The organism is Paenibacillus sp. Pae15 (assembly GCF_024519685.1).
Taxonomy (GTDB): domain Bacteria; phylum Bacillota; class Bacilli; order Paenibacillales; family NBRC-103111; genus Paenibacillus_G; species Paenibacillus_G naphthalenovorans.
Map to the genome: position 1 here is coordinate 1 of NZ_JALJRM010000052.1, position 12,169 is coordinate 12,169.

The following is a 12,169-nucleotide window of genomic DNA, read 5'->3' on the forward strand; positions in this document are numbered from 1 at the left end:
CACGCAACCACTTCTGGATATATCTACTACGTTACACAAACTTCTTGACACTACCAAGGCGATGATTCACTTGTTGAGTTTTGTTGTCTAGATTTGGGTGATTTTTTCTTAGCACTTGTTTCTGATGGAAGGTAGGATTCACACCACTTGATTCCTTCTGATAAAACCTTATATGCCTTAATACCATCTTTCTTTTCTTTAGATTCACTTATAAATCCTTTCTTAATGTTTAGATTAATGCAATGGGAGATGTTACTTGGGATTTGTCGTCTGGCTTCACTTAATTTACTTTCTATATCCTTGCGTGTAAATTCTCCTGTTTGCTCTACACAGTCGAGAAAGTATGATACTCCCATTACTAGATCGACATCGTTGATAAATGACTTTTCATTTAGAAATGCTGCAATCGATTCATAATGCGTGAAAGAAGTTTTTGCGGTTAATGCTGAACCAGATATGTCAGTGGTGGTTTCGGCCATATCAGAAGCTATTTCTATCAATTGAGTTCGTTCACCAACTACAGGAGTAACAGCTGTTATTGCCTGAGGTAATAAACTAAAAAACTGTTCTCTTTCGCGCTGAATTAGTTCACTATCTCCTTCGGCTTCAAATTCAATGGGGCCTAATTTAATTCGAATTCGATTGTTCATAGTCCTTTGTCCTCCTATTTCTTTAAGCCAGCAATATAAAAAAGTTCCTCTAGACAGACTCGATAAATTTGTTTTATATCATCAATATCTTTCTTTCGCACGTTAAAATGTATTTTATGCGCTGCAAAATTACCCAATTCCCTAATAGTGTCATATTCTTTCCTCGATCTTGAAATACTCAGAGCTTTATTTTGAGTGGCATTTGCCACGATTTTTTCAAGCATTACATAGTCGCCTTTTTCATCTTTTATATCATCTTGAATCCCATGATGCTCATAGGCAAGGATGAGTGATATTTCGAACACACGCCGCATCAGAACTGCACAAGCATCATAACAATTGTTTTGGTAACAACTGTTGACCTGCTTTATTAGTTTATCTAAGAATCCTCTTTTGCCTAAAAATAATGTTTCATCAAGCACTTCACTTGAAGAAACGATTTCGTCAGTGTTATCAAATAACACTCCATAGTCATCTTGCAATTTTTGTTTAGCTGTTGGTGTTATCATATACTCGTTTGAACTACCAAGCTTCTTAAAATCTTTTGATTTTGCCAAATAACCTTTTATTCTAGAAATATTCGATATAGGGTGTCCTATTTGTTTCAGAATTTGTAAAACATGGTCTAATAAAAATGAATTTGTGTTTTGAGTTACATTCTGAAAGAAAGCCAGAAGTTTCACTTTTTCCAATTCGTTTTTTTCATTTAAGTTTACAGTGGTGATATATCGTGTAAGGTCCACATTACTCCCCCTTCATTTTTTATTAAAACATAGGATGTATTTACCAGTTCGACATTATTATTTTATCTGAATAAATCAAAATTGCCTATAAAAATCATTGATTCTCTAAAAGTAGATGAACTAGGCTGATATTGGGTTTGAAAAAAAAAGAACATATAATTTTGGCGAGAGCACTTCGTTAGATTGTTCTCACTGAATACTCAACACATGTTGAATGCTGTGTGTCGCTTATCAGGAAATAGCGTATTGAAGCCACATTTACCTGTCATACCGCACGAAGATCTCAGGCGAGATTAAGCAGCCTGAGATCTTCGTTTTTAGTTAAACACGCTTGATATCTGCTTTAGGATAACGTTATAGTAGGTCTTAATAACGTTTCTTTCCGTTTCATCAATCAAGCTATTATGTGCGATTAAATTCCTGCAATCAGCCATCTCTTTGATTTTTGGTATGATAAAATCTTGACTGGGGAAGTAATCTTTGAAAATGTCCCAGTTATTATTTATTATCGTAGCGAGATCTTTAAAGTCTAAATAGAAGAGCTTTGAATCTCCTCGTACACTGAGCCACTTCTTAGAAGTCGCATCGGCTATTCTTTGATCTAAGGTTTTTTGAGTTGCTGAAGGTATAGATATTTTTTCGAAATAATCAGACCCATATTGTTTTTTGCAGACTTCTTCTATGAATAGTCTGATGGAGTTTTCGACGGCATAAAGGTAGGTATAAACTTCGGACATGCGATATCCCTTTTCCTTTACATCTTGAGGCAAAATTTTCGACAGTATAATTCCAGATACTTTGTCAGACTGTCGTTCTAGATCAGCGATCAAGTCATCTTCTAGTTCGAAGTCTTTCGATAAGTCGATGTTAAATGATACGTTTTTGACATCGTATCCTACATCATCTGGGATGAGTTTATCACAAATTTCTCTTAAGAGTCGTTTAGTTTCTTCATTGTCTAGAGCGTCGATATTATGTGGCGCAAGATAAAAAGTAACATAGGCAGCGTAAGCATTATGCCGTCCCCTCCCACCAGCATAATATGAGAAGCCATCGGCACTTATTGTAACGCTTGCTCCTCTTAATAGATGGGCAGTTTCATATTCAGCACTTCGTTTTAGTTCAAAGATGATCCCCTCTAAGAATTTTTCATTACTAAACGGTAAACTATAGGTAAACGACGACATCTATTGTCTTCCTCCTTAGGCCAGTACTTTCTCTTATAATTCGATGAGTGGTGCTGATTTTCCTTTAGGTTCCATTTTAGCAGTTGAGTTTATAGATTTGACTCTGAGTTAAGTGAGGAGAAAAGTAGTATGATGATAAATCAAAGCGTAGATAAGTATGATAGGGAGACTTCGCAGTATATTGTCGCATACTTGGACATATTGGGCATCGCAGCAAGAATGAAAGAAGGGAAAGATCGTCAAAAGCTTGCGATGAACAAGCTCCATAACCTATATACTTTTTCTATGGATATATCGAAGCGGATAGCTATGGAAGGTTATAACGATATTCAGTTCAAGATATTTTCCGACAACGTTATTATTGTTAAGAGGCTGTCAGAGCAGTCGGATAAAAGGCTGCTTGATATTAGGGCTTTATTATATTGTGTTTCACATTTCCAATGCTTGGCGGTTAGGGATAGTGTTGGATGGCTTATACGTGGAGGAATTACGATAGGTGAGCTGTTTATAGATGAAACTATGGTATGGGGCGAAGCGCTTCTTAAAGCATATGATCTTGAGAGTAACTCAGCTATATATCCCAGGATATTGTTGGATGCAAGTCTGCTTTCACAAATTGGCTCAGATGAAGAATTGAATGAGTTTGTTCGACAAGACTTTGACAACTTGTGCTTTTTGAACTACTTATATATTCAGCATTTCGGGGGAGAAGGCTTGAAGAATGGATTTCAAATGATGCTCGATGAACTAAATGGGAGATATTCGGAACGCATATATCAGAAGCTATGCTGGCATATGAACTACGTTAATAGAGAGCTTGATGGGAAAAATGAGAAAAAAGATAAGAAATATCGGTTACATATTGAGTCATTGCGGGAGGGCGTTAGAATTTGACTATTACTCACTGGCAAGGCCAAGATACACTGAACCTTGATGAAAAAGAATGGTTAGTTCTGCTTAAGGATAAAGATATCTTTGACGAGATAGGCTTGAGTATGGTTAGTTTTGTATACGACCAACCTGATTTTCAGTCAAATGCCACAGAGATTGGCGAAGCGTTAGGAGGAGTTTCACAGCAACAAGTAACTGCTTGGAATCGTGGGATTTCCAAGAAAATATATAAAAAGCTTCGTAAGGAACCGCCTTTCAATAGCAAGGGCAAGGGCGGCAAGCGTTGGTGGAATGGTTTATTTGATGGAGATAGTGAACGAGTGTTCAACGAGAGGGGTAAATTCATCTGGAAACTAAGACCGTCCCTCATCTCTGCTCTATCGCAACTACGTAATCACGAAGAAGAGAATCTATAAAGTTTGCCCTTGAGAAATCCTTCCAACCAAGTTATAACAAACAACAACTTGTTGCTTGGGAGGTTTTTCATATGATGGCTGTGGCTCAAAATTGTCATGATGTACGTGAATCTTATCATAGTTCTCTCGTCGGTCTTGAACTGGACGACACGCAGATGCAAATGCTGTTGTCTATTACGAGACGCCACTGCAAGCTAGGCGTGGAGCATGGCAGAGCGGATACGTCACCAGAGCGGCGGCGGCAAGTCCGGGATGAAATTTCGAGCTTACGGGCGCTTCGCAATGATCTTATCACGGAATGGCGTAAGGACGTACGGACGTAAAAAACGGATACAGGTTGGCAAGCTTGAGCCGGTAGATGGCTTGAGCTTTTTTATTGTCACGGACTGTTCTTGCTTTTGACGGTTGCGATGCTATGAGTGGGATTTATGCTAGATTGTCGGTCAGCAGAGGCTCGTTCCGATAATCCTACTCATGGAGGTTGATATTCGCATGATCGTGAAACTCCCAACATCGTACAGGATGGCATTGTACGTACAAGAGGACAAGCATGGTAAAGAGCAAGCCGATTCGCTTCTATCGCAGTTTCAGATGTTGACGACAAAGGTAAAGCGTTGGGGTACTATCGCTGAGATTTACGTCGATACCAGTCCTCCTTCAGCGTTCAACCGTGATCGTCCCGGGCTGAGTATGCTTCTTGCAGACATGCGCCGCGAGAAATTTGACGCGATCCTCGTTACTGAAATATGGCGGATCTTTCGCAACAACTATAATCTGATGAACTATTTATCCGATATTTTAGTTGATTAATTCAACTAATGGTTGAATATGAAATGTATAAACAACTATAATTCCCTTGTTGAGCTTATTATCTGCCTCTATACTTTTAATTAAAGGAGAGTTTTTTTATGAAAGAGTTTAGATTTTCGGACAATGTTACATTTATGCGAAAAAAATTAGGAATGACCCAAGGAGATGTGGCTACTTATATAGGAGTATCGAGTGCAGCAGTGTCTAAATGGGAACAGGGATTAAGCTATCCAGATTTAACCTTGCTGCCCAAGTTGGCCTCTTTGTTTGACACTACAATTGACGAGTTGCTGGGCTATGAGCCACAACTTACTGCCGATAAAATAATCGAGATTTACCAAAATTTTTCAAAACGATTCAGTAAAGAGAGCTTTGAAATTGTCCAAAAAGATGTTGAGAATATTATAAAAGAATACTATTCATGTTGCCCGCTATTAGTAAGAATTTCTCAATTATATCTTAATCACTATGTTTACTCACAAAAACCTCAAATGGTTTTGAATCGGATAGTTGAATTATGTGAACGTGTGGATATATTGAGTGATGACCACAAACTAATACAAGAAGCACAGATAATACATGCCTCTGCATTGTTAATCATGGACAAACCACAAGAACTTTTAAAATGTGTTGGATATGAAGTTCCAATTCAATTTGGTGTAGAAAGGCTAATTGCAAGAGCTTATGCGATGCTCAAGGATAATGATAAGGTCAAAGAAACATTACAAATTAGCACATTTCAACACTTGTTTAGTATGATTTCAAGCGAAATAGAATCTTTAAAATATATTTCAGATAATCAGAACTTATTTGATGAGCTGATAAATCGCACTGAAAAAGTTATAGACATATACAATATTGAAAAATTAAATATTCATATAAAGATTATTTTTTATTATCAAGCCTCTTTAGGCTATATGAAACAGCATCGGCATACAGATGCGTTACGTATGCTAGAGCACTTCTATCATACATGTAAAAATATATCATTTCCTATGAAAATTTGCGGTGATGATTATTTTTATACCGTTGACAACTGGATTGAACAGAATATTAACTCAGGTCCTTATGCTCCACGCAATGACCAAGCGATCAAAGACGATTTGCTGAACATGATACAGAAGGAACCGATATTCGTTCCGTTACACGCAGACCCCAGATTCAAGTTGATTGTCAAGAACTTGCAACGTATTTTTCAATCTAAGCGAGAAAACTGATAAGTAAGTTGAATATATTATCAGTCAAACTGTTTCAGAAAAAATTATGATATGGAGGATATGATGATAAAAGAAGATATAAAAATTCCAGCAGATAATGGGAGATTAGTAATTGCAGCAACAGTAGCAAGACCTGAAAATAAAAGAAATTCGGAAATTCTCATTGTAATGATTCCAGGAAGCGGACCAGTTGACCGCGATGGCAATATGAGAGGAATGCGGGCAAGTATTTATGAACATCTTTCTGATGTATTAGTAAAGTCAGGATTTGTCACATTAAGATATGACAAAATTGGAGTAGGAGAAAGTACAGGCGATTTTAACCACACGGGACTTCACGATGGTGTTCAATGCGTAAGCGACATCATTGATTATTGCAAATCAACTGAGGATATGGCATTTAATAAAATCTTTTTGCTGGGACATAGTGAGGGTACGATTATCGCAACTCTATCTGCCAGTCGAAAACAGGTAGACGGAATCATTTTATTGTGTGGCGCCGGTACATCATTGAAAAGTGTCATGACATTTCAAAATGAAGCATTATTATCAGAAATCGCTAGCAAATCCGGATTTTCTGGAGTGCTCCTGCGCAAGCTTGTGTCGCGCGAAAAACAGCAGCTCAAGCAGAAGAAGCTATTTGATAAAGTAATGCAAACCAAAGAATCTACTGTAAGGATTAGCGGAAGGACCGTTCAAGCCAAGTGGCTAAGAGAGCATCTATCTCTGAACGATAAAGAAATTTTAAACTTGCTGTCATCTTTAAAATGTAAGGTTCTGGCGATTAACGGAAGCAAGGATGCTCAATCTCCAATAGAGCCTTTTTGTAATTTGAAAAACTTAGATTTAGAAAATGTCCATACCGTAGTGATTGATGATATGAACCATATGTTGAAAAAACAAGATCAGGCTTACTCTATATTAACATTAAATAAAATATATAAAAAACTGAAGAATGAACCGATATCATCTGAACTTGTTAACGAGATTAAACATTGGGTTCAAACCATATCAATTGAATAGTCGGAGGTGTTAACTGTGAAAAGAGTGGTAGCTGTATTGGTTTTAGGGCTGGTGGCTGGCGCTGTTTTAGGAACACAGCAAGTAATGTCTTTAACGCCTGAAATGGAAAGCCAGATTGCTGTCCAACTGGGGTCAAAGCAAGTCATTATTATAGTGGCTATGCTGCAAACAGCAATTATGGCGAGTATTGCCACTATAGTAGGATCTTGGACTTCTCCAAAAGTAGGCTTGAACAAATCGTTTTTTTATAACAGAAAAAGCATTGCCGCAGCAGTGGTCATCGGACTATTGTCTGCCGGATTTATCGCTATTTCGGAAAAGTTTATATTTGCTGAAGCGTTGGGACTGGATGAGAAATTTGAATTTTCCTGGCTTAATTTTCTTGGCAGTGTATTATACGGTGGCATCATCGAAGAAGTGCTTCTAAGATTCGGACTTATGTCGCTTATTATATGGATTGCCAGCAAAATTACGAAATCTGTGAATAGCAATGGAATTTACATTGCCGGTATTGTCATCGCCGCACTCATATTTGCAGCAGGACATCTTCCTGCGACTGCACAAATGTTGGGTTTAAGTCCATTGTCTGTAATCCGTACTTTGCTGCTTAATTTTTTGCCGGGGCTCGGGTTTGGCTATTTATATTGGAAACATGGATTAGCATATGCAATGCTCGGACATATCTCCACGCACGTCATCAATCAATTGATTCTTCTCCCTATATTGTTCAATTAACAATGGAAGAACTTATATTTCACGACATAAACATTGAACACATTCCAATTGTAAATAGTTGGTACTGCGATGATGACAGTTTTCATGTTACATGATAGGAGCCCGTGGAATAGTAGATTATATGATTGGCATTGTTGTTTTTCTGCTTACTATGATCCTATTATCTGGGTTAATCACACTGCTAATTCATTGGACAAAGAAACTTACCTTCTCTTTACATTTGGATCGCGCTCACTTGCTTTTTCTTGGTGTTCATATGTTTTATAGGTCCTTGGGAATTAATGTTTATTGTCTCTATATCAATTATTGTTTCCTTCTATTTCATTGGGATGATGATTTGTCGCCTGTTGAAAGGTCAATATCGTCAGTCAAGTAAGTTATCAAAGATAATGACATTAGTGTCATCTTTATCATTAGCCTGTATTCTTTTTGGTGGTTATTGGTTATTTAATAGTGGTGATAGCGAATTGCCAATATTATATAGACTGAAGACTATGAAAACAACGGAACAGTAATTCTCTTCCATTGGCTAATCCGTCTGTACCGGGTTCTTATCAAGTCAAGACATTAACGTACGGAAGTGCCAACAGCTATCGAAAGGAATTCAATGCTGAAAATTCACTGATTACGAAGCCAGTGGATGGCTCGTCATTTGTGGAAAATTGGTCCTCAATCCGCACTAAAACATTTGGATTCGGGTCGGATCAAATGCCGCTTAACGGGACAGTATGGTATCCCGATGGAAAAGGAACGTTCCCTTTAGTCATCGTTGTTCATGGTAATCATCTAGCCACAGACTACTCACATCCGGATATGTTTATTTAGGTGAATTGCTAGCCAGCAAAGGTTATATTTTTATATCGATTGATGAAAACTTTCTGAATACTTCGCCGTATGATGACTTATTCATGTTGAAAGTATTAAAAATGAAAATCCAGCCCGCGGTTGGCTTATTTTAGAGCACTTAAAGGTATGGGAGGAATGGAATAACACAAGGGACAATCTATTTTTTAACAAAGTGGATATGAGCAGGATTTCGTTAATTGGACATTCTCGTGGTGCTGAGGCGGTGTCAATAGCAGCAGTATACAACAAACTACCCTCATCACCTGAAAATGGCAATATCAAATTCAATTATAACTTTGGCATTCGCTCCATATTTCTATTGCAGGCACTAGGTAGAAGATACCCGCGGCAACATAGCAAGTTTACCGTTAAGTAGTTTTGGAGAATAGTAGTAAAGTATTTGATGAGGTCATTAACTACCTTGAAAAGGTAGTTTCTAAGTGGGGATGAAATTGATTATGAAGAAATTACAAAAATTGTGTCTGCACCCGTCGCTTTATTCCAAAGAATATTTGTTTTTGTTTCAGGAGTTACCATTTCAGAATATGTAAGAAAACGTAGATTAACACTAGCAGGGTTTGATTTAAAAAAGGTGAGGATTCTATTATTGATATAGCGTTTAAGTATGGTTTTCATTCGCACTCTGTTTTTTCGCGAGCATTCAAAGAACATCATGGGATCACACCTTCGGAAGCAAAACTAATCAATTCAAAACTCAATGAGTATCACCCAATGAATTATCTTGAAATGAGATTTATAGGAGGCGAAAGAATCATGGCAAAATTAAAGAAAATCGTGTATAAGGAATTCGACGAACGTCTAATGGTTGGAGTTCATTATAACACTTCATTTTTTGAGGCTGGAAACGCATGGAAATCATTTTTTGAAAGCGATAAGATTGACTATTTAAAAAATTTATCTGAATTTACTTATTGTGAGGATATTGATGAAAATGATGGTATCGGAATGATGTTTAATTTTCAAGATACAAATGCTTTCGAATTAATATTAGGAGATTTTATGAGGGTAAATACACCGGTTCCCCATGAGCTGTACAAAAAACATATTCCAAGCGGAACGGTGGCTTGTATCCAAATTGAGGGAAATAACATCGCAGAAATTGTTGACTCGGCCTTCTTGTTGATTACAGAAGCCATTGAAAAAACTGATCAAGAAATTGATTTTGAACAGTTTTATTGGTGTGAGATATATACAAAAGAACGATATTCCATTCCACTAAGTCATGGTGAAAAGGTAGTTATTGATTATATTTTGCCAGTAAAATCGAAATTATTCGCCATGTGAAGCGACCTTTGCGGCTAGTTATAAGCCTTCGAAGCGATGTCGGTTCAAACTTTCAACCAGATCCATTGTGTTCATTCTGTAATCCCCAGACAGTTATCGATGAAGCTGATTTGGATACGATTAGAAAGCTTTTCACTACGATCATCAGAGCAGATCGATTTAATGCCGGAACGTATGCATTGATGATTGATAACGCAACCCTGAATTTATTTGGGAAGAAATGCTTAAGGATTACCACTGGATGATGAGTGGGATGCCTTTTATCGCGACGAACTAAAAATGACTAAAGAGGAAAACTGGGAGCGGATTTTTGATTATCAATTGTTGAAACAATCGCCTTGGTGAAATGACGAGCCGCAAGAGGTTACAAAGGAAGACAACATGATTTAATATTTTGTTGGAGGTCAGAAAATTTTGATATTGACATTCTTTGAAATATAAAGGGATATTTGCTCTACAATTGTTAAGGTTGAGTAGTTTAAATTCTAAATAGACAACAAAATGAGGATTCAGGTTGCATAACCATCATTTTTGTGAAAATCGCTTGTTGTTTTAAAGAAGTTACTAGTTATAATAATAAATAATTCACATAATAAATAAATTGGAATATTTGAAAATAATTGGGTGAGCAGTAGATTGATAACGTTTCGAATTGCCAGCGACCGGAGAACTGGAGCTATTCATTGGGAGCCATTACGATTTTGGCGAGCAAAGGATGGCTCTTTTCTTTTCATTACGCAGTAAGGGATGTGATGCAAGGATGAAGTAGGGTAAGCCGCGCCTTTAAACTCACTAAATCTATATTAATAGTATGAATTATAAAGAAGAAAGCGGTGGATTCACATGAAAAGCAAGAAAATACTGGTTATATTTTCATTGATTTTAATGATTTTGCTTAGTTCCGCGTGCTCGGTAGATAATTCGGCCGCCGGCACCGAGACATCTACGCCATCGGGCCAAAACGACCAGGAAAATACTGCGAAGGATGCGCAAACGACCTCATTCAAGGATTCAGGCTTAAAGGGCGTTGTTGATGGGCTGCCTGTGCCGTCGCTTGAAGGGAAAAAGATCGGTATTGCCGTTGTTGGAACGGACCATAACTTCGATCGGCAAGCTTACCAGGGTCAAATTGACCGTGTTAAGGAGCTTGGGGGAACCCCGATTGCAGTAGATGGGGAACGCAACGATCAGAAAGCGATTGCGGATATTGAAAATCTGATTATCCAGAAGCCCGATGCGATAATCAAGCAGCTCGGGGATACGAAAGTATTTGCCCCGACGCTAAAAAAGGTCGTGGATGCGAAAATCCCTTTATTTACGGTTGACCATCCCAGCGAGTACAGCATTACCAACCATCTGTCGGATAATTATTATATCGGCGAGGTGTTGGCGCGTACTATTTTTGAAAATATGGGCGGCGAAGGAAAAGTTGCTGTGTTTAACGGATTCTACGGGGTTCGGGTTGTAGCCATTCGTTATGATATGTTGAAATATGTCGCCAGAGATTACCCGAAGATTGAGTTTATAGAACCGGAATTGCAGGATGTTATCCCTGGCACGATAGAGGATGCCCGTAAGAAAGTTCAGGATCTTCTTGTCAAATATCCTGAAAAGAGCGGGCTGAAGGCCATTTGGGCCGGCTGGGACATCCCGAGCATTGGCGCTTCCCAGGCGGTAGATGCGGCGGGCCGCAAGGATATCAAGGTTTATGGCGTAGATGGAGATCCGGCTGCCATCGATCTGCTTGCCGATCCTAACACTTCCTTTGCGGCTGATGTAGCTCAGGAGCCTTATAAGATCGGACAGTCCGCCGTCGATTCCGCAGCGCGCTATTTGGCCGGACTGCAGGTGCCTAAGTCGGTATATGTGGAACCGCTTCTGGTTACGAAAGAAAACGCTGAACAAGCCAAGAAGATTCTGTTCAAATAGGTGGTGTTAACATGAAAAACAAGAAGACACTGGTTATATTTTCGTTGATTTTCTTGATTTTGTTTGGTTCCGCGTGCACGGTAAATGATTCAACCGTCGGCAACGCGACATCTGATCCATCCAACCCTACCGAACAGGACCAAGCCGCCCATAGCGATGATTCGCAGAAGCCCGCAGATGCAATCCAGATTAAGGACTCCGGCTTAAAGGGCGTTGTGGATGGTCTGCCTGTGCCGTCGCTGGAAGGCAAAACCATTGGCATATCGGTTATAGGAACGCAGGACAACAACGACAGACAAGCTTTTCAGGGGCAGATTGACCGTGTTAAGGAGCTTGGGGGAACCCCCATTGCGGTAGACGGGTGTTTATCGCAAAATAAAAGTGCCGAGAATTGCAGCGTAAAAATGCCGAGAAAAT

General features: G+C 38.6%; 13 protein-coding genes and 2 pseudogenes. 12 read left to right on the plus strand and 3 right to left on the minus strand.

Features of this window, described 5'->3' with window-relative positions:
- Nucleotides 1-50: 50 nt before the first annotated feature.
- From NR121_RS24405 to NR121_RS24415, 3 genes are all read right to left on the minus strand, one after another.
- Nucleotides 51-650 carry a hypothetical protein gene (locus tag NR121_RS24405; RefSeq protein ID WP_256832086.1) on the minus strand — a complete coding sequence of 200 codons (600 nt, stop codon included), beginning with the start codon at nucleotides 648-650 and terminating at the stop codon, nucleotides 51-53.
- Between the two features lie 14 nt (nucleotides 651-664).
- Nucleotides 665-1,393, minus strand: coding sequence for a DUF4145 domain-containing protein (locus NR121_RS24410; protein ID WP_256832087.1), 729 nt, complete (start codon nucleotides 1,391-1,393; stop codon nucleotides 665-667).
- Between the two features lie 317 nt (nucleotides 1,394-1,710).
- Nucleotides 1,711-2,580 carry a Swt1 family HEPN domain-containing protein gene (locus NR121_RS24415; protein ID WP_256832088.1) on the minus strand — a complete coding sequence of 290 codons (870 nt, stop codon included), beginning with the start codon at nucleotides 2,578-2,580 and terminating at the stop codon, nucleotides 1,711-1,713.
- A gap of 129 nt (nucleotides 2,581-2,709) precedes the next feature.
- Between NR121_RS24415 and NR121_RS24420 the strand changes: the two genes are divergently transcribed.
- The 12 genes and pseudogenes from NR121_RS24420 to NR121_RS24465 form a co-directional block, all read left to right on the plus strand.
- On the plus strand, nucleotides 2,710-3,474 hold the full coding sequence (locus NR121_RS24420; RefSeq protein ID WP_256832089.1) for a hypothetical protein: 765 nt from the start codon (nucleotides 2,710-2,712) through the stop codon (nucleotides 3,472-3,474).
- On the plus strand, nucleotides 3,471-3,887 hold the full coding sequence (locus tag NR121_RS24425) for a hypothetical protein (protein ID WP_054820084.1): 417 nt from the start codon (nucleotides 3,471-3,473) through the stop codon (nucleotides 3,885-3,887). The genes NR121_RS24420 and NR121_RS24425 overlap by 4 nt, the downstream gene beginning before the upstream one ends.
- Before the next feature lie 71 nt (nucleotides 3,888-3,958).
- On the plus strand, nucleotides 3,959-4,210 hold the full coding sequence (locus NR121_RS24430) for a hypothetical protein (protein WP_054820083.1): 252 nt from the start codon (nucleotides 3,959-3,961) through the stop codon (nucleotides 4,208-4,210).
- A gap of 169 nt (nucleotides 4,211-4,379) precedes the next feature.
- Nucleotides 4,380-4,697 (plus strand): recombinase family protein, encoded by a 318-nt coding sequence (locus NR121_RS24435; RefSeq protein ID WP_256832090.1) that lies wholly within the window; start codon nucleotides 4,380-4,382, stop codon nucleotides 4,695-4,697.
- Nucleotides 4,698-4,795: 98 nt separating this feature from the next.
- Entirely contained in the window at nucleotides 4,796-5,914 is a 1,119-nt protein-coding gene (locus NR121_RS24440; protein ID WP_256832091.1) for a helix-turn-helix domain-containing protein, read from the plus strand.
- A gap of 60 nt (nucleotides 5,915-5,974) precedes the next feature.
- Complete coding sequence (locus tag NR121_RS24445) at nucleotides 5,975-6,937, plus strand: alpha/beta hydrolase (RefSeq protein WP_256832092.1); 963 nt, start codon at nucleotides 5,975-5,977, stop codon at nucleotides 6,935-6,937.
- 15 nt (nucleotides 6,938-6,952) lie between these two features.
- Nucleotides 6,953-7,672, plus strand: coding sequence for a CPBP family intramembrane glutamic endopeptidase (locus NR121_RS24450; RefSeq protein WP_256832093.1), 720 nt, complete (start codon nucleotides 6,953-6,955; stop codon nucleotides 7,670-7,672).
- Between the two features lie 1,449 nt (nucleotides 7,673-9,121).
- Nucleotides 9,122-9,199, plus strand: a pseudogene (locus NR121_RS25445) (hypothetical protein); the annotation flags it as partial.
- A gap of 93 nt (nucleotides 9,200-9,292) precedes the next feature.
- Nucleotides 9,293-9,823, plus strand: a complete 531-nt coding sequence (locus NR121_RS24455) for a hypothetical protein (RefSeq protein ID WP_256832094.1) — start codon at nucleotides 9,293-9,295, stop codon at nucleotides 9,821-9,823.
- Nucleotides 9,820-10,068 (plus strand): DUF6508 domain-containing protein, encoded by a 249-nt coding sequence (locus NR121_RS25450; RefSeq protein WP_367888814.1) that lies wholly within the window; start codon nucleotides 9,820-9,822, stop codon nucleotides 10,066-10,068. The genes NR121_RS24455 and NR121_RS25450 overlap by 4 nt, the downstream gene beginning before the upstream one ends.
- Nucleotides 10,069-10,666: 598 nt before the next feature.
- Entirely contained in the window at nucleotides 10,667-11,752 is a 1,086-nt protein-coding gene (locus NR121_RS24460) for a sugar ABC transporter substrate-binding protein (protein WP_054820077.1), read from the plus strand.
- 11 nt (nucleotides 11,753-11,763) lie between these two features.
- A pseudogene (locus tag NR121_RS24465) lies at nucleotides 11,764-12,169 on the plus strand (hypothetical protein); the annotation flags it as partial.